At 57.2% G+C, this 21,588-nt stretch carries 16 protein-coding genes; 6 read left to right on the plus strand and 10 right to left on the minus strand.

The window, feature by feature from the left end; all coding sequences use genetic code 11:
• Window positions 1-14 precede the first annotated feature (14 nt).
• The 5 genes from hisC to mtnA all read right to left on the minus strand — a co-directional run bounded on the left by hisC (window position 15) and on the right by mtnA (window position 7,919).
• Entirely contained in the window at window positions 15-1,127 is a 1,113-nt protein-coding gene (hisC, locus tag AO242_RS02310) for a histidinol-phosphate transaminase (protein WP_099267491.1), read from the minus strand.
• 213 nt (window positions 1,128-1,340) lie between these two features.
• Window positions 1,341-2,435 carry a prephenate dehydratase gene (gene pheA, locus AO242_RS02315; protein WP_027902853.1) on the minus strand — a complete coding sequence of 365 codons (1,095 nt, stop codon included), beginning with the start codon at window positions 2,433-2,435 and terminating at the stop codon, window positions 1,341-1,343.
• On the minus strand, window positions 2,435-3,520 hold the full coding sequence (gene serC / locus AO242_RS02320; RefSeq protein WP_099267492.1) for a 3-phosphoserine/phosphohydroxythreonine transaminase: 1,086 nt from the start codon (window positions 3,518-3,520) through the stop codon (window positions 2,435-2,437). Before serC ends, pheA begins: the two co-directional genes overlap by 1 nt.
• A 223-nt stretch (window positions 3,521-3,743) precedes the next feature.
• Window positions 3,744-6,536: a DNA gyrase subunit A gene (gene gyrA, locus AO242_RS02325; protein ID WP_099267493.1), complete on the minus strand. Its 2,793-nt coding sequence runs from the start codon at window positions 6,534-6,536 to the stop codon at window positions 3,744-3,746.
• 306 nt (window positions 6,537-6,842) lie between these two features.
• A complete protein-coding gene (mtnA, locus tag AO242_RS02330; RefSeq protein ID WP_099267494.1) occupies window positions 6,843-7,919 on the minus strand; it encodes an S-methyl-5-thioribose-1-phosphate isomerase in 1,077 nt (358 codons plus the stop codon).
• A gap of 121 nt (window positions 7,920-8,040) precedes the next feature.
• Here mtnA and AO242_RS02335 point away from each other — a divergent pair, with 121 nt between their 5' ends.
• The 5 genes from AO242_RS02335 to AO242_RS02360 all read left to right on the plus strand — a co-directional run bounded on the left by AO242_RS02335 (window position 8,041) and on the right by AO242_RS02360 (window position 12,985).
• Window positions 8,041-9,372 (plus strand): TRZ/ATZ family hydrolase, encoded by a 1,332-nt coding sequence (locus AO242_RS02335; RefSeq protein ID WP_099267495.1) that lies wholly within the window; start codon window positions 8,041-8,043, stop codon window positions 9,370-9,372.
• 62 nt (window positions 9,373-9,434) lie between these two features.
• A complete protein-coding gene (ubiG, locus tag AO242_RS02340) occupies window positions 9,435-10,133 on the plus strand; it encodes a bifunctional 2-polyprenyl-6-hydroxyphenol methylase/3-demethylubiquinol 3-O-methyltransferase UbiG (protein WP_027902848.1) in 699 nt (232 codons plus the stop codon).
• 2 nt (window positions 10,134-10,135) lie between these two features.
• A complete protein-coding gene (gene mupP / locus AO242_RS02345) occupies window positions 10,136-10,807 on the plus strand; it encodes an N-acetylmuramic acid 6-phosphate phosphatase MupP (RefSeq protein ID WP_099267496.1) in 672 nt (223 codons plus the stop codon).
• 297 nt (window positions 10,808-11,104) lie between these two features.
• Window positions 11,105-11,845 (plus strand): YciK family oxidoreductase, encoded by a 741-nt coding sequence (locus AO242_RS02355; RefSeq protein ID WP_099267498.1) that lies wholly within the window; start codon window positions 11,105-11,107, stop codon window positions 11,843-11,845.
• A gap of 207 nt (window positions 11,846-12,052) precedes the next feature.
• The gene (locus AO242_RS02360; protein ID WP_027898218.1) at window positions 12,053-12,985 is read left to right on the plus strand and encodes a GGDEF domain-containing protein; all 933 of its coding nucleotides are present in this window, start codon (window positions 12,053-12,055) and stop codon (window positions 12,983-12,985) included.
• 3 nt (window positions 12,986-12,988) lie between these two features.
• Here the strand turns inward: AO242_RS02360 and AO242_RS02365 are convergent, their stop codons facing one another.
• The 5 genes from AO242_RS02365 to trhO all read right to left on the minus strand — a co-directional run bounded on the left by AO242_RS02365 (window position 12,989) and on the right by trhO (window position 19,938).
• Window positions 12,989-13,774 (minus strand): TenA family transcriptional regulator, encoded by a 786-nt coding sequence (locus tag AO242_RS02365; RefSeq protein WP_099267499.1) that lies wholly within the window; start codon window positions 13,772-13,774, stop codon window positions 12,989-12,991.
• Window positions 13,775-13,804: 30 nt separating this feature from the next.
• The gene (locus AO242_RS02370; protein WP_099267500.1) at window positions 13,805-16,270 is read right to left on the minus strand and encodes an EAL domain-containing protein; all 2,466 of its coding nucleotides are present in this window, start codon (window positions 16,268-16,270) and stop codon (window positions 13,805-13,807) included.
• A gap of 262 nt (window positions 16,271-16,532) precedes the next feature.
• Window positions 16,533-18,419, minus strand: a complete 1,887-nt coding sequence (locus tag AO242_RS02375) for an ABC transporter ATP-binding protein (protein ID WP_099267501.1) — start codon at window positions 18,417-18,419, stop codon at window positions 16,533-16,535.
• Window positions 18,349-18,951: a DsbA family protein gene (locus AO242_RS02380; RefSeq protein WP_164581461.1), complete on the minus strand. Its 603-nt coding sequence runs from the start codon at window positions 18,949-18,951 to the stop codon at window positions 18,349-18,351. The genes AO242_RS02375 and AO242_RS02380 overlap by 71 nt, the downstream gene beginning before the upstream one ends.
• 36 nt (window positions 18,952-18,987) lie before the next feature.
• Entirely contained in the window at window positions 18,988-19,938 is a 951-nt protein-coding gene (trhO, locus tag AO242_RS02385) for an oxygen-dependent tRNA uridine(34) hydroxylase TrhO (RefSeq protein ID WP_176560558.1), read from the minus strand.
• Window positions 19,939-20,371: 433 nt separating this feature from the next.
• Between trhO and AO242_RS02390 the strand changes: the two genes are divergently transcribed.
• Window positions 20,372-21,547, plus strand: coding sequence for an integrase core domain-containing protein (locus AO242_RS02390; RefSeq protein ID WP_099267504.1), 1,176 nt, complete (start codon window positions 20,372-20,374; stop codon window positions 21,545-21,547).
• Window positions 21,548-21,588: the final 41 nt, after the last annotated feature.

A 21,588-nucleotide genomic window follows, 5' to 3' on the forward strand; every position in this document is an offset into this window, starting at 1 on the left:
TCACTGAGATGACATCAATCACGCGCCAGAACCCTGGCCAATGCCTCGAGGAAACGAGTGTTTTCTTCCAACAAACCGATACTCACACGCAGATGATTGGGCATACCGTAGCCAGCGACGGGGCGAACAATCACACCTTCGCGCAGCAAACCTTGATAAACCGGACCGCTGTCACGTCCCAGGTCTACCGCAATGAAATTACCTTTGGAGGGAATCCAGCTCAGCCCGAGCAAGCGCAAACCGCCCTCAAGCTGCTCCATGCCGACTTCATTCAACTGGCGACTTTTAGTCAGGTATTCAGCGTCATCCAGCGCCGCGCATGCTGCGGCCAAAGCTAGGCTGTTGACGTTGAACGGCTGCCGAACGCGGTTCAGCACGTCTGCCACGGCAGGAGACGACAAGCCGTAACCCACACGCAATGACGCCAGGCCATAGGCCTTGGAGAATGTGCGCGACACCAGCAGGTTCGGGTACTCAGCCAGATAATCGAGGCCATCGGGCAGATCGCCACCTTGGGCGTATTCGATATAGGCTTCGTCCAGCACTACCAGCACGTGCTCAGGGACAGCGGCAAGAAAGCGGCTCAATGCATCCGGCCCAAACCAGGTACCGGTCGGGTTGTTCGGATTGGCGATGAACACGACGCGAGTATCGGCATCAATCGCCGCCAGCATTGCAGGCAGATCATGTCCCCACTCTTTGGCGGGCGTGACGCGAGCCGTAGCGCCGATAGCCTGGGTAACAATGGGATAAACCGCAAAAGCGAATTCGCTGAATACCGCGTTCAGGCCGGGAGCCAGATAAGCACGGGCGACCAGTTCAAGAATGTCGTTGGAGCCATTGCCCAGCGTCACTTGATCGATCTGCACACCACAACGTTCTGCAAGGCGCTTTTTCAGCTCGAAGCCATTGCCATCCGGGTAGCGCGTCAGCTCGGCCAACTCTTCGCGAATCGCAGCCAGCGCCTTGGGGCCAGGGCCCAATGGGTTTTCGTTGCTCGCCAGCTTGATGATCTTTGCGGGATCGATGCCCAACTCACGCGCCAGCTCATTCACAGGCTTACCCGGAACATAAGGCGAAAGTTTTTGCACACCTGGCTGAGCCAGTGCGAGGAAGTCGCCAGTCATGTGTCGCTACCTCCTATCAACAAGATGCAAATTACTGAATTGAAATGCATTTCTGTAGGAGTGAGCTTGCTCGCGATAGCGTCAGTTCAGACGACAAATTCGTCGACCAGGATACCGAATCGCGAGCAAGCTCACTCCTACAGTTCAAATGTTTGCAATAAGACAGCGCCGTGTCAGGAACGCGAGCCAATAAGTAGTTCTGTAGCTGCTCTTTTAAAGAACCGCTTTCGGGTATGAACCCAGCACCTTGAGCGCCACTGCTTCCTGACTGATGCGCTCCAGCACCGCTTTGACCAATGGATCGCGATGGTGGCCAACGAAGTCGATGAAGAATACGTAGGTCCATTTACCGCTGCGCGACGGACGGGTCTCGATACGCGTCAGGTCCAGGCCGTTCTCATGGAATGGCACCAGCAACTCGTGCAGAGCGCCCGGCTTGTTGCTCATGGATACGATGATCGAGGTCTTGTCGTCGCCAGTGGGCGGGACTTCCTGACTGCCGATGATCAGGAACCGGGTGGAATTGTCCGGACGGTCTTCGATTTTTTCAGCGATGCGCGTCAAACCGTACAGGTTTGCACTCATGTCACCGGCAATCGCTGCGGAATTCCACTCGCCCTTCACCCGCTTGGCGGCTTCGGCGTTGCTCGCAACGGCGATCCGCTCGACATTCGGGTAATGCGCGTCCAGCCACTTGCGGCACTGAGCCAGCGACTGAGCGTGGGAGTAAATACGGCTGATGCTTTCTGTTTTGGTGTTTTCACCAATCAGCAGGTGATGGTGAATACGCAGCTCAACTTCGCCACAGATCACCATGTCATGCTCAAGGAAGCTGTCCAGCGTGTGATTGACCGCGCCCTCAGTGGAGTTTTCCACCGGCACGACGCCAAAGTTCACAGCACCGGCCGCCACTTCACGGAACACTTCATCAATCGCAGCCATGGGCAGGCTGATAACTGCATTACCAAAATGCTTGATCGCTGCAGCCTGAGTGAACGTCCCTTCTGGCCCCAGGTAAGCAACCTTAAGCGGCTGCTCCAGCGCCAGGCACGAAGACATGATTTCGCGAAACAGACGCGCCATCTCTTCGTTGCTCAATGGGCCACGATTGCGCTCCATGACCCGCTTGAGCACTTGGGCTTCACGCTCGGGGCGGTAAAACACCGGCACTTCGCCTTCAGCCAGATTGGCCATTTTTACCCGGGCTACTTCCTGAGCGCAGCGTGCGCGCTCACTGATCAACTCCAGGACTTTTTCGTCCAGGCTGTCGATGCGGACGCGTAGCGCCTTGAGTTCTTGCTCGGACATTAGCCGTGTTCCTTCTCGAACTCTGCCATGTAAGCCACCAGCGCGTTGATCGCGTTGATGTCCACGGCATTATAAATAGAGGCACGCATGCCACCGACCGAACGGTGACCTTTCAAATTGAGCAACCCCCGCGCATCAGCACCTGCCAGAAATGGCTTGTCCAGACGATCATCAGCAAGGCGGAACGGCACGTTCATCCACGAGCGGTCAGGCTTGTTGATCGGGTTGCTGTACAGGCCGCTGGCATCGATGAAGTCGTAAAGCGTGCGCTTTTTGACTTCATTGAGCTTGCCGATGGCTTCGACGCCGCCCTGCTCTTTCAGCCATTCGAAGACCAGACCGGACAGATACCAGGCCAGGGTCGGCGGCGTGTTGTACATCGAGCCGTTATCGGCCGCGACTTTGTAGTTGAGCATGGTCGGGCACACCGAACGGGCGCGACCCAGCAGGTCTTCGCGAATGATCGCAACGACGATGCCGCTTGGGCCGATGTTTTTCTGTGCGCCCGCGTAGATCATGCCGAAACGCGAGACGTCCACCGGACGGGACAGGATGTCCGAAGACATATCAGCCACGAGTGGCACATCACCGGTCTCTGGAATCCAGTCGAACTCCAGACCGCCAATGGTTTCATTCGGGGCGTAGTGAACGTAGGCCGCGTCCTTGGACAGCGTCCACTCGTTCTGGCCCGGGATGGCGAAGTAATCGTAAGGCTTGGCGCTGGCAGCCACATTAACGTGACCATAACGCGAAGCTTCTTCAATGGCCTTCTGCGACCAGATACCAGTATCGATATAGTCGGCAGAGCCGTCTTCAGGCAACAGATTCAGGGGGATCTGAGCAAATTGCTGGCTCGCTCCACCTTGCAGAAACAGCACTTTGTAGTTCGAGGGAATCGTCAGCAGGTCACGCAGATCCTGCTCGGCCTTGTTGGCGATGGAAGTGAACTCATCACTGCGATGGCTCATTTCCATGACGGACAGGCCTTTGCCATGCCAGTCCAGTAGCTCCGCCTGGGCACGCAGCAGAACAGCTTCAGGAAGCGCAGCAGGACCTGCGCAGAAGTTAAAGGCTCGCTTGCTCATATCCACTCTCACTACGCTCTGATTTTCTCAGGCTTGGGTCATCTGGAGTACGAAGCGTCGAAGGCCGCGAAGCGGTGAGAACCGTTCGCAGCCTTCGGCTACTTCTGTCAAACAACACGCGGTTGTTTGAATTTAACTGATCTCGGCAGGAGCGAACTTGTTCGCGAGAGGGGCTTGAATGACACACCGCCTCGCCAACAAGTTGGCTCCTACAGGTTACGCGTTACTCCTGCGGTTCTTCTTCGTCAGAAGCAGCGTCGGCTTGCAGCTCGTCGGTGGAAGCGTCTTCGTCAGCGATGTTCAGCACCTCGCCTTCAATGATTTCACCGTCTTCACCGATGACCAGCTCTTCGCCTTCGACTTCCGATGGCTCCTGCACACGCTCCAGGCCGACCAGTTTCTCGTCGCTGGCCAGCTTGATCAGCGTCACACCCTGAGTGTTACGACCCAGGCTGGACACTTCGCTGACACGGGTACGAACCAGTGTGCCCTGATCGGAAATCAGCATGATTTCTTCGCCGTCGAGTACCTGCACCGCACCGACCAGTCGGCCGTTACGCTCGTTGCTGACCATGGCAATAACGCCCTGACCGCCACGCTTGTACTCTGGGAACTCGGAGATCGCCGTACGCTTGCCATAGCCGCGCTCGGAAGCGGTAAGGATCTGGCTGCCTTCTTCCGGGATCAGCATCGAAATCAGCTTCTGGCCTTCCGGCAGACGCATGCCGCGCACACCGCGGGCGGTACGGCCCATGGCGCGAACGTCGGATTCCTTGAAGCGCGTAACCTTGCCGCCATCGGAGAACAGCATGATTTCCTGCTCGCCATCGGTGATGGCTGCGGAGATCAGGATGTCGCCTTCGTCCAGCTCAAGCGCGATCAGACCCACGCTACGCTGACGGCTGAAGGCCACCAGCGGGGTTTTCTTCACGGTACCGTTGGCGGTGGACATGAAGATGAACGGAGCCTTCTTCTTGTCTGCGGCCTTGATGCGCGCTTTACGCTCTTCTTCGGTCTCGTTGCTGTTTTCTGCGTCGTCGATCTCACCTTCGATACCAGCCTCTTCCTCCTCGTCAGCCCGCTTGCGCATAGCTTCCAGGTCGACCGGCAACATGGTGGTGATGTACTCGCCCTCGCTCAGCGGTAGCAGGTTGACCAACGGACGGCCACGGGCAGCGCGGGACGCTTCCGGGATCTCGTAGGTCTTGAGCCAGTAAACCTTGCCCTTGCTGGAGAACATCAGCAGCGTGGTGTGGCTGTTGGCGACCAGCAGGTGAGCAATGTAATCCTCATCCTTGATGCCGGTGGCCGACTTGCCTTTACCGCCGCGACGCTGCGCCTGATAGACCGCCAGAGGCTGAGTCTTGGCATAGCCGCCGTGAGAAATCGTAACGACGCGCTCTTCTTCCGGGATCATGTCGCCCAGTGTCAGGTCCAGACGCGCATCCAGAATTTCAGTGCGACGCACATCGCCGTACTCGACGCGGATCAATTCCAGCTCTTCGCGGATCACTTCCATCAAACGCACGGCGCTGTTGAGGATGCGCAACAGTTCGCCGATCTGGCTGAGGATTTCCTGATACTCGGTGAGCAGTTTTTCATGCTCAAGACCGGTCAGGCGGTGCAGACGCAATTCGAGAATGGCCTGAGCCTGTTCCGGCGACAGGAAATACTTGCCGTCACGCAGACCGTACTGGGGATCAAGGTTTTCCGGACGGCATGAATCCGCACCGGCGCGCTCGACCATTTCCACCACTGCGCTGGATTCCCAAGGGGTCGAAATCAACCCGACCTTGGCTTCCGCAGGTGTTGGCGAGGCTTTGATCAGAGCGATAACCGGATCGATGTTCGACAGTGCTACTGCCTGACCTTCGAGCAAATGACCACGCTCGCGGGCTTTCCGCAGTTCGAAAACGGTACGACGGGTGACCACTTCGCGACGGTGACGAACGAAGGCTTCGAGCAGATCCTTGAGGTTCAGGATGCGCGGACGGCCGTCGATCAGGGCAACGATGTTGATACCGAAAACGGCTTGCAGCTGGGTCTGGGCGTAGAGGTTGTTGAGAATGACCTCAGGCACTTCGCCGCGACGCAGTTCGATCACGACGCGCATACCGTCCTTGTCGGACTCGTCGCGCAGTTCGGTGATGCCTTCCAGCTTCTTCTCTTTAACCAGCTCGGCGATCTTTTCGATCAGGCGAGCCTTGTTCAATTGATACGGCAGCTCGGTGATGACGATCTGCTGACGACCACCGACCTTGTCGATGTCTTCAACCATCGAGCGGGCACGCATGTAAATGCGACCGCGACCGGTGCGATAGGCTTCGACGATACCGGCACGACCGTTGATGATTGCGGCAGTCGGGAAGTCAGGGCCCGGGATGAACTGCATCAGTTCATCGATGGAGATTTCCGGGTTGTCGATCAGCGCCAGGCAACCGTCGATGACTTCACCGAGGTTGTGCGGCGGGATGTTGGTCGCCATGCCCACGGCAATACCGCTGGAACCGTTGACCAACAGGTTGGGAATACGGGTCGGCATGACCGCAGGGATCATTTCCGTGCCGTCGTAGTTCGGCACCCAGTCCACGGTTTCTTTATGCAGGTCAGCGAGCAGCTCGTGAGCCAGCTTGGTCATGCGCACTTCGGTGTATCGCATGGCCGCGGCGTTATCGCCGTCGACCGAACCGAAGTTGCCCTGACCGTCTACCAGCAGATAGCGCAGCGAGAATGGCTGGGCCATACGAACGATGGTGTCATACACGGCAGTGTCGCCGTGGGGGTGATACTTACCGATAACGTCACCGACCACACGGGCGGATTTCTTGTACGGCTTGTTCCAGTCGTTACCCAGTTCACTCATCGCGAACAGTACACGCCGGTGCACGGGCTTCAAGCCATCACGTGCATCGGGCAGTGCCCGCCCGACGATTACGCTCATTGCGTAGTCGAGGTAGGACTGCTTCAGCTCGTCTTCGATATTGACCGGGAGGATTTCTTTGGCCAGTTCGCCCATGAGAAGCTCGATTCCTTTTTCTGGTGAAACTTCGAACATCCATCCGGGAGGAACGAAGCTCGCCGCTACCGGCACGTTTGCCTGGCAACGACTTACGACAAATCAACGAGTTATGTACTGGATCTGCGCAGTAGGGACGGCTACTGCATGCGCCCCTGGAAACCGCCGGATGTTACCACAATCGCCGCTAAGCACCTATCCTTTGAAAGCCCTGAAAACGAGCTTGTGTGTCGCAAGACCGCTGAGAAGCGCTTACAGGCCCGCTTAGCGCCCTTGCGACCAAAGTTCCGCCGGTCTTCAAACGGATCAGTGCAAGCGTTTGCGGCACATCAATTGAGCCATTTTTGCGGTGTCAGGGCGCTCGACAATGCCCTTTTCAGTGACGATCACGTCAATCAGGTCAGCCGGGGTGACGTCGAATACCGGGTTGAATGCATCGACATCTGCACCGACCCGTTGACCGCCCACTTCCAACAGCTCACGACCGTCGCGCTCTTCGATGACGATTTCGTCACCACTGGCCATGTCCATATCAATCGTCGAGCTGGGCGCGACCACCATGAAGCGCACACCGTGGTGCATGGCAGCAACAGCCAGATGGTAAGTACCGATCTTGTTGGCCACATCGCCATTGGCGGTGATGCGGTCGGCGCCCACGATCACCCAGGTAATGCCTTTGGTGCGCATCAAATGCGCAGCCGCCGAATCGGCATTAAGCGTCACGGGGATACCTTCGTTGGCCAGTTCCCAGGCGGTCAGCCGGGAGCCTTGCAACCATGGACGGGTTTCATCGGCGTAGACACGCTCGATCATCCCTTCCAGATGCGCTGCGCGGATAACGCCCAGCGCGGTACCGAAACCGCCGGTGGCAAGGGCGCCCGTGTTGCAGTGGGTCAGAACGGCTTGCAGATTGCCCTGATTCTTGCGAATGAGGTCTGCACCCAGTTGAGCCATGGTCAGGTTGGCTTCGCGATCGCTGAGGTGGATGGACACCGCTTCAGCCTCCAGCACCACCAGAGGATCATCGCTTTTCTTGATACGCTGCAGACGTTCGCGCATCCGGTTCAGTGCCCAGAACAGATTGACGGCCGTGGGGCGCGAGTCTGCCAGCACTTTGAAATCTTCTTCCAGGGCCGCTTTCCAGTCACCACCGGCGGCGATGCGGGCGCGAGCCCCCAGCACAACGCCATAAGCAGCGCTGATGCCGATGGCCGGTGCGCCACGGACAACCATTGAGCGAATGGCCTCGGCCACCCCCGCCGCGCTTTTATAAGCGAGCCAGGTTTCCTCGAACGGCAAGATGCGCTGATCCAGCAGATACAGAGCGTCATCCCGCCAATCGATGGCTTTCACCTTCTCAGCAGCCAACAATCGATCGCGCATTGCACACTCCATACTCAAAAAACCCAAGCCGGACATCAAAAGCTGCCGATTATAGCGAGCCGTCGGCGAAGACGCTCGGGTATACTGCGCCGTCCCCATAATAAGCCCCGGAAGCCCAGTCATGCCTAACACCGCTGCTCCGCTCGACCTGCTGCTCCTGCCCGCCTGGCTGGTGCCGGTCGAACCCGCTGGCGTGGTGCTGAAGGATCATGGCCTGGGCATCCGCGATGGCTGCATCGTTTATATCGGCCCACGCGCCGAGGCCTTGAAACAAACGGCTCTGCAAACCCTTGAATTGCCTGAAATGCTCCTCAGCCCGGGATTGATCAACGCTCACGGGCACGCGGCCATGACCTTGTTCCGCGGGCTGGCCGACGATCTGCCGCTGATGACCTGGTTGCATGACCATATCTGGCCTGCGGAAAGCAAATGGGTGAGTGAGGATTTCATTCGCGACGGCACTGATCTGGCCATCGCCGAGCAGCTCAAAGGTGGCATCACCTGTTTCTCGGACATGTACTTCTACCCCTCGGTAGCAGCAGACCGCGTGCACAACAGCGGAATCCGCGCACAGATCACCGTACCGATTCTGGATTTTCCGATTCCTGGTGCACGGGATACCGACGAAGCCCTGCACATGGGCGTGCAGCTGTTCAATGATCTGGCCCATCACCCGCGCATAAAAATTGCCTTCGGCCCTCATGCACCGTACACCGTTGGCGACGAAAACCTGGAAAGGGTCCGGGTGATTGCCGACGAACTGGACGCCATGATCCAGATGCATGTTCACGAGACTGCCTTCGAAGTGGAGCAGGCTGTCGACCAGTCAGGTGAGCGCCCGCTGGCGCGCCTGAATCGTCTGGGTGTGCTCGGCCCACGTTTTCAAGCCGTGCACATGACGCAAATAAACGATGACGATCTGGCGTTGCTGGTAGAAAGCAACACCAGCGTGATTCATTGCCCGGAATCAAACCTGAAACTGGCCAGCGGCTTCTGCCCGGTCGAACGACTGTGGCAGGCTGGCGTCAATGTAGCAGTAGGCACCGATGGTGCAGCCAGCAACAACGATCTGGATCTACTGGGCGAAACCCGTACAGCAGCGCTGCTGGCCAAGGCCGTGGCAGGCTCGGCTGCCGCGCTGGACGCTCATCGCGCCTTACGCATGGCTACCCTGAATGGCGCACGGGCGCTGGGTATTCAGAACGAAGTCGGCTCGCTGGAGATTGGCAAGGCTGCCGATATGGTCGCCTTCGACCTGTCAGGCCTGGCCCGCCAACCGATTTATGACCCGGTGTCGCAGCTTATATACGCCACCGGCCGCGACTGTGTCAGCCATGTCTGGGTCGCGGGCAAGCAACTGCTCGACGATCGCCGCCTGACCCGTATGGATGAACAGGCGCTGTGTGACACCGCAAAAGCCTGGGGCAAGCGTATTTCCGGGCGCACCGAATAAGACCGGGCTGGTTGCTCATCAGCCAGCCCGCTGCACGTATTTTGAGTTCAAGAGGACATCCCATGAGCAACGTCGATCACGCAGAAATCGCCAAATTCGAGGCACTGGCCCATCGCTGGTGGGACCGCAACAGCGAATTCAAGCCACTGCACGACATTAACCCGTTGCGGGTCAACTGGATCGACGAGCGCGTCAATCTGGCGGGCAAGAAGGTTCTGGACGTCGGTTGCGGCGGCGGGATTCTTTCCGAAGCCATGGCACTGCGTGGCGCGACCGTGACCGGTATCGACATGGGCGAAGCGCCACTGGCGGTCGCTCAGTTGCACCAGCTGGAATCTGGCGTACAGGTCGAATACCGGCAGATTACCGCCGAAGACCTGGCCGAAGAAATGCCTGAGCAGTTCGACGTCGTCACCTGCCTGGAAATGCTTGAGCACGTACCGGACCCGTCGTCGGTAATTCGCGCCTGCTACCGCATGGTCAAGCCAGGCGGCCAGGTGTTTTTCTCGACCATCAACCGCAACCCGAAGGCTTTTCTGTTCGCCATCGTCGGCGCGGAATACATCATGGGCCTGCTGCCGCGCGGCACCCACGACTTCAAGAAATTCATCCGCCCTTCCGAGCTGGGTGCCTGGAGCCGCGCTGCTGGCCTGCAGGTCAAAGATATCATCGGTCTGACCTACAACCCGCTGACCAAGCACTACAAGCTGGCTTCGGACGTCGACGTCAACTACATGATCCAGACGCTCCGGGAGGCATAAGCATGCGCTTGAGAGCAGTTCTATTCGACATGGACGGTACCCTGCTCGATACCGCTCCGGATTTCATCGCCATTTGCCAGGCAATGCTTGCTGAACGCGGCTTGCCTGCTGTGCCGGACAAGCTGATCCGTGATGAGGTTTCCGGCGGTGCGAAGGCGATGGTCGCTGCGACCTTTGCCATGTCCCCGGACGCCGAGGGATTCGAGGCGCTGCGCCTTGAGTTCCTTGAACGCTATCAACGTGACTGCGCCGTACACAGCAAGCTGTTCGACGGGATGGCGGAGTTGTTGGCCGATATCGAAAAGGCCAACCTGATCTGGGGCGTGGTCACCAACAAACCGGTGCGCTTCGCTCAGCCGATCATGGATCAACTGGGGCTGTCGCAACGCTCGGCCTTGCTGATCTGCCCGGATCACGTAACGCGCAGCAAACCCGATCCCGAGCCGCTGATCCTGGCCTGCAAGATGCTTGATCTGGATCCGGCAAGCGTGCTGTTTGTCGGCGATGATCTGCGTGACATCGAATCCGGCCGCGACGCGGGCACCAAAACCGCAGCGGTGCGTTATGGCTACATCCACCCCAACGACAACCCGGATCACTGGGGCGCCGATGTAGTAGTGGATCACCCGCTGGAACTGCGCAAGGTGCTGGATAACGCGCTGTGTAGCTGCTGACATGTGACTTACTGGATATCCCACTGTGGGAGATTCTATTTCCCCACATTGATTGCAACCCCGTAGGACCAGCTTTAGCCGGGAGGCCAATATTTCTGGCGATAGATGTTTAGCGAATGCACTGACGCCCTCCCGGCTAAAGCCGGTCCTACGAGCAAGCGCGACCTGTGGGAGCCGGGCTTGCCCGCGATAAAGCTGGACGCAATTGACTTGATGTCTGCGGCGCTCTTATCGCGGGCAAGCCCGGCTCCCACAGGGATCTGCGCAGGCCGCCAACCCGGTTTAAAGAGGTAACCCATGTTCGATTACTCCCCCCGCCCCGACCTGCTCACTGGTCGGGTGATTCTGGTCACTGGCGCTGGACGCGGCATTGGTGCTGCGGCTGCGAAAACCTACGCGGCACATGGCGCCACCGTTTTGTTGCTCGGTAAAACCGAAGCCAACCTGACTAACGTGTATGACGAAATCGAAGCTGCGGGTCACGCCAAGCCAGCGGTCATCCCTTTCGATCTGGAAACCGCGCTGCCCCATCAATACGATGAACTGGCGGCCATGATCGAAAAAGAATTCGGTCACCTTGACGGCCTGCTGCACAACGCCTCAATCATCGGTCCGCGTACGCCCCTTGAGCAGTTGTCCGGGGAAAACTTCATGCAGGTCATGCACATCAACGTCAACGCGATGTTCATGCTGACCAGCACGCTACTACCATTGCTCAAGCTGTCCAAAGATGCCTCGGTGGTCTTCACCTCCAGTAGCGTTGGCCGCAAGGGCCGAGCGTACTGGGGCGCTTACGGGGTTTCGAAGTTTGCGACGGAAGGCTTGATGCAAACCCTCGCTGACGAACTCGATACCGTGGCATCGGTGCGCTCCAACAGCATCAACCCTGGCGCCACACGCACCAGCATGCGCGCCCAGGCTTATCCGGCAGAAAACCCTCAGAACAACCCGACTCCGGAAGAGATCATGCCGGTCTATCTGTACCTGATGGGCCCGGACAGCAGCGACGTCAACGGCCAGGCCCTTAACGCGCAATAACATCGCCCCACCCCGCCGTGACGGAAAACCGTCATCGGCGGGTGACTGGCGAGTCCCGCAAGTCAAGGTTATGTCGCCCCTAGACGAAAACCTGCTTGCCAGCCCTCCCAAGCCCTTGTATTTAAAGCGTTATATTTAATTTCAAAGACTGGCACGACTTTCGCTCTGACTCAGCTTATCCAGCAATGCGCGCTGAGGAATGACGCCATGATTTCTCCTAAACCACCCAAAGCTATTAATTTTGATGCAGCCAAAATGAAACGACTGGGCATGCATCAACGACAGGTTCAGAACAACGTACAGCCGCCTGTCGGCTTGACGCAATTGGTGCAACAGCTCGGTCAGCAATTGCAAACCAGCCTGGAAGCGGAGCGAATCCTGGGGATGTTTTTCCGGGGTGTTCAGCGCGTGGTCCCGCTTGATGGGCTCAGCTACGAATACGCTGAAAGTGATCTGTACATGCAGATGGGCGAACGTGCTCCACACAGCATCAGTTACAACCTCAGTAATGAAGGCGAAGTTCTGGGCCTGTTTACCTTCGAGCGTAATGTGCGCTTCAGCGAAGAGGAATTTGCGGCGCTGGAATCCCTCATGACCTGCATACTGTTCCCGCTGCGTAACGCGCTGCTGTACCGGGCCGCCATGGAAAGTGCGTTGCGCGATCCGCTGACCGAGACTGGCAACCGCATGGCCATGGATCAAACCCTGGCTCGCGAAATAGAACTCGCACGACGCAACGCCCAGCCACTGTCAGTGCTGATGCTGGATATCGATCACTTCAAGCGCGTCAACGACACCTACGGCCACGCCACCGGCGATGACGTACTCAAATTCATCGCTCAGGCGATTAAAAGCGAGCTGAGAAACGTCGACCGGATATTTCGCTATGGCGGCGAAGAGTTTCTGGTCGTGCTGTCCAACACGGGTCGCGATGCAGCAGGTTTGATGGGGGAACGACTGCGTAAGGCAGCTCAAGAACTGATGCACCCAGGGCTGGATAAAACCCTGGAGTTGACGATCAGCCTGGGTGGCTCAACGCTGCTGCCGGCGGAGTCTGCCGGCAGCCTCATGCGGCGCGCCGATATCGCGCTGTACGTCGCGAAGCGGCAAGGCCGTAATCGTCTCGCGATGGCAGGCTAAAACTCAGGTTTCCAGTTCGGCCACTCGCGTGCGAGGCGATTTGGCCTTTTCCAGCTGCATGCAGTGTTCCAGAAAGAGATACATGTAGTCATAACTCTTGGTGACTGCCTGCCGCAGTTCAGTCTGCAATTGCACGCTTGGGTTATTGCCCGCCAGCGTACAGATGATTTCCAGTGCCTCCCAAGGGTGCGAATCGTCATACTGCGCGTGCATCTTCAGCCACTTCATCGCACGCTTGCGCGACTCCTCGGGAAACCCGTCGGCGTATACGTCCGAGGAACACACGACTGCCGCCCACTCCCCCGTGGCACCTTCGATGGCATAGTTAGTCGCAGCCATACCCACCACCAATGAGTCAGACGAACTGGTGTGCCAGCACCAGTGACTCAGCGCATGCAACTCGGGAGACACATGCTGAGCCTTGAGGTCATCAAGGCTGACACCGTGGGCATCCGCCCAATTTACCCAATAGTCAGCATGGTTAAGCTCCACGCGAATATTGCGCATCAACCAGCGGCGCGCCATGTCTTCGCCGGGATGACGGGCAAAGCGGGTCTTCGCCAGGCTGTTGGCCATGTAGATAGCGAACTGCTCAACCACCGGCCAGCCACCAATCAAATAATGACGCATGACTTTAGCGCTCAGGCGCCCGTCACGCATGCGTTGATAGAGCTCGTGCTCGACCACTCTGGATTTAGCGAAGCTACAATCCTTGATCAACTGCTGTGCCCAAGCCGGATAACTGCTGGCTTCCATGAGCGGACCGGTTCTGCTGAAAGTATCGATCACTGTGTGGCTCCTTTTCGTGAAGTTAATGGCTTATCGGAATGTTCCTGGCGTGCTGAACAACAACGGGACGGCCCTTGAAGGGCGTGCATGAAGACTTTGGCACGTGAACAACTGAGGACGTTCAATCAGATATCCCTGAGCGAAGTCAACTCCGATCTCACGCAGTGCGATCTCGATCTGGGGCGTTTCGACGAATTCGGCAATGGTGCGCTTACCCATGACATGGCCAATGTGATTGATCACCTCGACCATGGCGCGGTTGATGGGGTTATCGAGCATGTCTTTGACGAAGCTGCCATCGATCTTCAGATAGTCCACTGGCAAGTGTTTGAGGTATGCAAACGACGACATGCCGGCACAGAAGTCGTCGAGGGAAAACTTGCAGCCCAGCGCCTTCAGATCGTTGATAAAACGGATCGCGCAACCCAGGTTGGCAATCGCGATGGTTTCGGTGATTTCGAAGCAAATCAATGACGGGGGGATGTCATAAGTCCGGAACTGCAGCTTCAGGTAATCAAGAAAAGCATCATCACCGATGCTCGCCCCGGAGAGGTTGATCGCACACACCATCATAGGTCCGTCGTAACGCTCATCATCCCGGCACTGAGCAATGATCTCGAAAACATTGCGCACCACCCAGCGATCCAGCTGGGTCATCAAACCATAGCGCTCAGCGGCGGGAATAAAGTTCTCGGGCAAGATCATGCGCCCGGTCTCATCACGCAGGCGCAGGAGGATTTCGATGTGCCCGCTGTCATCCTGAGCGTGCTGGCCGATACCGGCGATCTGCTGGGAGAACAGGCAGAAACGGTTCTCGTCCAGCGCCATGTGCAAGCGCTGCACCCACGCCATCTCACCAAAGCGCATGGACACCTCGGAGTCCTCGGCGTGATAGACCTGGACGCGGTTACGACCTTTTTCCTTGGCCATGTAACACGCCATATCCGCCGAACGAAGCAGCGCCTCCAGCGTGGTCGGAAGCTGGGAAATATGAACCAGTCCAATACTGACCGTGCTGACAAACGGCCTGCCCTTCCAGACAAAGCTCAGGCTCTGAACAGTCTGGCGCAGGGACTCGGCGATCGTTTCAGCCGTCTCCGGCGGGCAGTTCTCCAGCAAAATGCCGAACTCGTCACCGCCTAACCGTGCAAGCGTGTCGCCTTCACGCAAGCCCTGTTGCAGCACCGTGCAAATATGCCGCAGCAGTTCGTCACCGGCCGCATGACCGCTGGTGTCGTTGACCAGCTTGAACTGATCCAGATCCAGGTACATCACGGAATGCTGGCTCGCTTGCCGGGCCAACCCATCAAGCGCCTGTTCCAGGCGATATTCAAACTCACGTCTGTTGGCCAGTCCGGTCAGTGCATCGTGGGTCGCCTGCCAGGACAGATTGGCGATGTACTGCCGCTCCCGCGTCATGTCGTGCAGCACCAGCACGGTGCCGCTGACCCTGCCATCGGTAAAGATCGGCGACCCGACCAACGCCACTGAAACGGTGCTGCCGTCCAGACGCTGGATGAGTTTTGAATGCTCGCTGCCACCGCTGAGCTGACCACTGAGAATATGCTCGATCAGGGTTGAGCTGTCTTTGCGGTCATTTTCGTCAAGCAGGTTGAATAACGCCGCAAGCGGGAGACCACTGGCCTGAAAGTTTTTCCAGTGGGTCAGCCCTTCGGCAGCCGGATTCATGTAAACAATGGCACCCTCGACATCAGTCGTAATCACGCCATCACCAATCGACTCCAACGTGACCTGCGCACGCTCTTTCTCCACCTGAAGGGCATCTGCGAAGGCATGGCGCTGAGTCAACAGTTTGTGCGTCCTGAGCAGCGCCAGAAGAATCAGCACCACCGCCGTCGCCAGGTTAATGACCAGCAGCAACCGCAGAATCCCTCGGGAGCCTTCGCTCAGGGCGTTACTGAACGCTCTGGCTACTGGCGTCACGCTTTCATTGATGGCGGTGATTTGGGCGCGCCATTCACTAATTTCGGCCTCGGTAGCTGCGCCCGACGAAATACGTTCATGCATCTGATGAGCAAGCGTATCCAGCTGGATCAGAAAGTCATCGCCCAGCCGCCATTGGTCGACGGCTTTTTTCATGTAACCCAATTCACGAAAATTCACATACAGCCAGATGACACTCGCGGCGTCATCAGGATGATTCCCGCCTTGCAGGAAGCCATCTGTCGCTTTTTTGATATCCGGAACCGGCTGATCCAGCGCTACGCGAAGCGCGTGGCCGCCCTCGGGTATTGAAATCGCCTGCTCGTAGCGCTGGAAATTGATCTCTTCGTGGCCATTGGCGTAGAGATTCAGGTAATAAATGGCGTCTTTCTGCCCCTTGGACCATAGGCTTTCGCCGCCGACATAGCTGCGCACGGCTGAAAGCATGTAGAGGCTGACACCCCCCAATAACGCCTGAAACAGCGCGACAGCGATAAATGGCCATACGATGCCCAACAGGCGGGGCTTTTCGAGGATCCGCTTTTGCTTCATGGGTTCCCTTTCATAAGCGATGCCAGATGCTCATCAAGCTGTCTTCAATTCATCCTGCCCAGAGACTAGGTCAAATCCATGAAACCGTTCAGGGAATTTTCTTGAATCTGAAACACACTACCGCCTCGCATGATGGAATCGCGATGCAGTGCACATAAAGAGAAATCAGCGAGCGTTACATGGGTGAAAGAACGCTGTTAACGCGGTGTTACCAACTACCAAGAAAGACCCTAAATGGGATTCTGGCAAGTAACCGTGGGAATTAAATGTGCTGCAGATGACCGTAAAGCTTTGCGTACAGCCCACCTTCAGCAATCAATTGCTGATGATCGCCCTGCTCTGCAATACGACCACCGTCGAAAACCAGCACTTTATCGGCCTGCTTCACCGCGGATAAACGGTGAGCAATGATCAATGTGGTGCGGCCACTGAGAAACCGCGACAGCGCCTGATGCAGGCTGTATTCCGTTGCGGCGTCGAGTGCCGAGGTGGCCTCGTCGAGGATCACTACGCAGGGATCGGCCAATACCATCCGGGCGATAGCCAGACGCTGACGCTGACCGCCAGACAGTCGCACACCCGAGCGTCCCACAACACTGTCGAGCCCTTGCGGCAAGCTGCGAATGGTCGATTCGAGCTGGGCGATTTCCAGCGCTCGCCAACACGCTTCGTCGCTGCGCTCGCGGCCCATGGTCAGGTTGGCACGTACCGTATCGTTGAACAGTGCCGGATGCTGAAGCACCACCGCAACATTCTCCCGAATGGTTTCCAGACCGATCTCCTGCTGGGTGGCGCCACCAAAGCTGATCGTGCCGGCCTGTGGCGTGTACAACCCAAGTAGCAGTTGCACCAAAGTACTTTTACCGCCGCCACTGGCACCCACAACGGCGATCTTCTCACCGGGAGCAATCGTCAGGTTCAATTGATCGAGAATATTCTCTTCACCGTAACCGAAGCTCAAACCACGCACTTCAATGCCCACGGTTTTCTGACCGGCGAACGGATTGACGCCTCCCGGATACTGCGGCTCATCGGCACGCGCGAGCAGTTCGTTGATTCGGGTCAGCGCCCCGCCTGCGGCGTAATAGGCGTATTGCAGATTCAGTAGCTGTTCCACCGGCCCGATCATGAACCAGAGGTAGCTGAACACCGCCAACATGTGACCGATGGACAGGTCAGAAAACAGCACCGTCAACATGGCCGCGGCGCGGAACACATCGATCCCGAACTGGAACAGCAGCCCACTGGCCCGATTGGACGCGTCACTCTTCCATTGCGAAGCGGTAGCGTAATCACGGACTTCCCGGGCACGCACGCCCAGACGACCGAGGAAATAGCCCTGGCGATTACCGGCGCGGACTTCCTGAATCGAGTCCAGCGTTTCAGTCAGAGCCTGGGTGAACCGCGAGGTGCTGTCGTTCTCCTGCTTTTTGAGGTGTTTGACTCGCTTGCCCAATTGCACCGTGGCGTAAATCACCAGCGGGTTGAACAGCAGAATCAGCAGCGCCAGCTTCCAGTGCATCCACATCAGAATCGATGCGGTGCCTGTCAGCGTCAGCATCGCCACCAGAAAACGGCTCAGCGTGTCACCGATGAATTTATCCAGCGTATCCAGATCGGTAACCAGATGCGCAGTGACCGTGCCACCGCCCAAGCTTTCGTATTCCCCCAGAGAGATGCGCTTCAGGCGCTCGATCAGGCGAATTCGTACGCGATACACAATGTCTTTGGACAGCCGTGCAAACAGCTTGGCCTGCACTACGTTGAACACCAGCGCGCCAAGACGCAGACCAAAGGTGAACAGCAGCATCAGGCCGATATAACCCGCTGGTTTTTGCAGGCTGTCGGGCAGGAAGTGATTCATGAACTTCAGCGCCCGGTCGCCATGCCCCAACAACACCTCATCCACCAACAAAGGCAACAGCAGAGGAATCGGCACGGTACACAGCGTAGCCAGCACCGCCACACCATTAGCGATCCACAGGGCTTTTTTATGCCGTGAAGCCAAACGACGAATCTGCGCCCAACTCAAGCGGTTGAACGTCACGCTTGATTCGTCCCGATCAGTTTTAAGAGGGTCAGGCACTGGCAGCACGCTCAAGCCAGCGGCCCAATAAAGGCGAGAGTTCTTCAAGCGACTGGTAGCCATTGGTCAACAACGCCAGTTGACCGTTGCGCTCAGCCAACAAGGTCGGGAAACCCGCGATACCCAGATCCTGGACCCAGGCGAAGTCTGCCTGGGTTGCGGCCAACTGTTCGGCGCTGTCGAAGGCTGCGGCGAATTCGATACGCGGCAAGCCAGCCTGCTCGGCAAGCTCAGCCAGCACCGCGGCACGCGTGACGTCACGTCCCTCGATATAGAACGCCTGCTGAATCAGCCCGACCAGCTTCCAGGCAAAGTCCGGCTCAAGATGACGCGCGGCGACGATGGCCCGGCATGCAGGCTCGGTGTCATAGACAAAACCGTCGGGCAACGCATCGTCGAAACGAAACGTCTGCCCGGTGGTTTTCTCAACCGCTTGCCAGTGCTCAAGGATGTAACGGCGAGTGGTCGGATCGAGCGCCGCCCCGCTACCGGTGCGCAAACCACCCATCACCAGATGCAATGTCACACCACTCGCCTGCGCTTGTTGAACCAGCGCTTGCGCCACAGGAGCAAACCCCCAGCACCAGGAGCACATCGGGTCCATTACATAAAGCAGGCGGGTGGACATGGATCAGGCCTCGTCTGGCTGGCGGTCTTCCAAACGGTAATTACGACCGATTGGGTGTGGCTGATTACGTGCTTTGGCCAGTTCGATCTGCTTCTGGCGGTCGATGGCGCTGCGACGGGTTTTCTCGCTCAGGCTGTCCCAGCAATAAGGGCAACTGATCCCCGCCGAGTAATGCTCACTGGCACGGTCTTCAGCGCTGATCGGCGTGCGGCACGCGTGACATTGATCGTAGTCGCCCTCGGTCAGGTCATGGCGGACAGTGACACGATTGTCGAACACAAAACACTCGCCACGCCACAGGCTTTCATCCTGCGGGACCTCTTCGAGGTATTTGAGAATGCCGCCCTTGAGGTGATAGACCTCGCCGTATCCTTCACCGAGCATGTAGCTGGAAGCTTTTTCGCAGCGGATGCCGCCGGTGCAGAACATCGCGACTTTCTTGTGCACTTCGGGATTGAAGTGTTCCTTGATGTACTCGGGAAACTCGCGAAAGCTGGTGGTCTTGGGGTCGATGGCGCCTTCGAACGTGCCGATGGACACTTCGTAGTCGTTACGGGTGTCGATGACCAGCACTTCCGGATCGCTGATGATGGCGTTCCAGTCTTTGGGTTCGACGTAGGTGCCGACGGCTTTGTTGGGGTCTACACCTTCAACACCCAGGGTCACGATTTCTTTCTTCAATTTGACTTTGGTGCGATAGAACGGCTGCTCGTCGCAGTACGATTCCTTGTGATCGATGTCGATCATGCGCGGGTCGTTCTTGAGCCATGCCAGCAGGCCATCGATGCCTTCGCGGCTACCGGATACGGTGCCGTTGATGCCTTCTTCGGCGATCAGCAAGGTGCCTTTGATGCCGTTGTCGACCATCGCCTGCAGCAGCGGCTCGCGCAGTTGGACGTAGTCGCTGAGGGTGACGAATTTGTATAGCGCCGCTACGACGATGGGCTGATTCATCGGCTGTTGTGTCATGTGTATCTCCAGGTGGCGACCCTCGCAAAGGGCCTACCGGATAGAAAATAATTCAATAAAAACGCGCAGGGTGTGCAGCGCGGGGCGGATTCTAGCAAAGATGGGGGGATGGGTGGGATCGACATCGGGAGCTGCTTGGACTTGTGTACATATCCATTAACGCGGTCACGGCTTGTATTGGTTGCGCTTTTACAGCGCCTCACTTTTGAACAGCGCAAAAGTAAGCAAAACGCTCTTGCCGGTATGACTCACCCACATGGGTTACAAATCAGTTCACGCACATAGGTAACAGTTTTTAACTGGCAGGGTCGATTTCGCAGCTCTTGCCGGTATGACTCACCCACATGGGTTACAAATCAGTTCACGCACATAGGTAACAGTTTTTAACTGGCAGGGTCGATTTCGCGAGGATCTGACCATGCCCTGGAAAGAGCTGAAACCTATGGACCTTAAAGTGATGTTCATCGCCGACTATCTGTCCCAGAAGCACAGCCTTAGCCAGCTGTGCCGGGACTATGAGGTCAGCCGAAAGACTGGGTATAAGTGGATCAGGCGTTACGAGGCAGAGGGGCCGAGCGGGCTTGATGAACGTAGCCGCTGCCGCCACAACCAGACCTACGTGGTGCCCTTGGCGGTGAAGCAGGCAATCGTTGAGTTTCGCTTAATTGGCGAGACGATCCCCGGTCCGAAAAAGATTCAGAACAGCCTCATGCAGCGTTTTCCAGACCAGGATCCGCCCTCGAAAACGACCATTTACAACATTCTCAAGGCAGCTGATCTGATTACCCCCAAGCCATTGCGCCGACGGGTGGCTGTGTATCCCAAGCCTTTACGCAAGGCAGAAAATCCCAACCAGTTATTCAGTGCTGACTACAAGGGCCAATACCTGACCGGAGCAGGGATTTGGTGTTATCCGCTGACGATCATGGATCATGCCAGCCGGTTTTTGCTGGCTTGCCAGAGCATGAGCAGCACCAATCTCAAGGAAACCCAGCAAACCTTCGAAAGAGTTTTTCGCGAATACGGCCTGCCAGAGCGTATTCGTACTGACAATGGGATTCCGTTTGCCAGCACCAGTCGTGCAGGGCTTTCACAACTGTCGATTTGGTGGATGAGACTTGGAATTATTCCTGAGCGGATCGAGCCTGGTCGCCCAGATCAGAATGGGCGGCATGAGCGTATGCACCGGACGTTGAAAAGTACGTTACCTCATCCGTCGGCAATTGCCTGGGAGGCCCAGCAGCGCCACTTTGATCGCTTCCTGCAGCACTATAATTATGAGCGTGGACATGAGGCGCTTGGCCAGAAAACGCCTGCTGCTTGCTATACGCCTTCAACTCGAATGTACCCAGAAACGCTACCGGAAATGACCTATGCGAGCCATATTGAGAGTTACCTGGCCGACAGTAGCGGAATCATCAATCGAGGAGGCATGCGGGTTTATGTGGGCAATTTACTTTGTCACCAGACCATCGGAATGGAGATGATCGGTGATGGGGTATGGAATGTAATCTTCGGTCCGGTGATCTTGGGCCACGTGAATGCGAGAGATGCAAAAAACGGTTATGTCTCAATCAAAGTGTCACCTATGTGAATGCACTTTTTTGTAACCCATGTGGTTGATCCGTACATGCC

The organism is Pseudomonas sp. ICMP 561 (genome assembly GCF_002699985.1).
Classification (GTDB): Bacteria; Pseudomonadota; Gammaproteobacteria; order Pseudomonadales; family Pseudomonadaceae; genus Aquipseudomonas; species Aquipseudomonas quasicaspiana.

What these genes read in the sequence shown, in the direction of transcription:
- hisC (WP_099267491.1), bottom strand. Translation starts at nt 1,127, where the DNA reads ATGACTGGCGACTTCCTCGCACTGGCTCAGCCAGGTGTGCAAAAACTT.
- pheA (WP_027902853.1), bottom strand. Translation starts at nt 2,435, where the DNA reads ATGTCCGAGCAAGAACTCAAGGCGCTACGCGTCCGCATCGACAGCCTG.
- serC (WP_099267492.1), bottom strand. Translation starts at nt 3,520, where the DNA reads ATGAGCAAGCGAGCCTTTAACTTCTGCGCAGGTCCTGCTGCGCTTCCT.
- gyrA (WP_099267493.1), bottom strand. Translation starts at nt 6,536, where the DNA reads ATGGGCGAACTGGCCAAAGAAATCCTCCCGGTCAATATCGAAGACGAG.
- mtnA (WP_099267494.1), bottom strand. Translation starts at nt 7,919, where the DNA reads ATGCGCGATCGATTGTTGGCTGCTGAGAAGGTGAAAGCCATCGATTGG.
- AO242_RS02335 (WP_099267495.1), top strand. Translation starts at nt 8,041, where the DNA reads ATGCCTAACACCGCTGCTCCGCTCGACCTGCTGCTCCTGCCCGCCTGG.
- ubiG (WP_027902848.1), top strand. Translation starts at nt 9,435, where the DNA reads ATGAGCAACGTCGATCACGCAGAAATCGCCAAATTCGAGGCACTGGCC.
- mupP (WP_099267496.1), top strand. Translation starts at nt 10,136, where the DNA reads ATGCGCTTGAGAGCAGTTCTATTCGACATGGACGGTACCCTGCTCGAT.
- AO242_RS02355 (WP_099267498.1), top strand. Translation starts at nt 11,105, where the DNA reads ATGTTCGATTACTCCCCCCGCCCCGACCTGCTCACTGGTCGGGTGATT.
- AO242_RS02360 (WP_027898218.1), top strand. Translation starts at nt 12,053, where the DNA reads ATGATTTCTCCTAAACCACCCAAAGCTATTAATTTTGATGCAGCCAAA.
- AO242_RS02370 (WP_099267500.1), bottom strand. Translation starts at nt 16,270, where the DNA reads ATGAAGCAAAAGCGGATCCTCGAAAAGCCCCGCCTGTTGGGCATCGTA.
- AO242_RS02375 (WP_099267501.1), bottom strand. Translation starts at nt 18,419, where the DNA reads ATGGCTACCAGTCGCTTGAAGAACTCTCGCCTTTATTGGGCCGCTGGC.
- AO242_RS02380 (WP_164581461.1), bottom strand. Translation starts at nt 18,951, where the DNA reads ATGTGCTCCTGGTGCTGGGGGTTTGCTCCTGTGGCGCAAGCGCTGGTT.
- trhO (WP_176560558.1), bottom strand. Translation starts at nt 19,938, where the DNA reads ATGAATCAGCCCATCGTCGTAGCGGCGCTATACAAATTCGTCACCCTC.
- AO242_RS02390 (WP_099267504.1), top strand. Translation starts at nt 20,372, where the DNA reads ATGCCCTGGAAAGAGCTGAAACCTATGGACCTTAAAGTGATGTTCATC.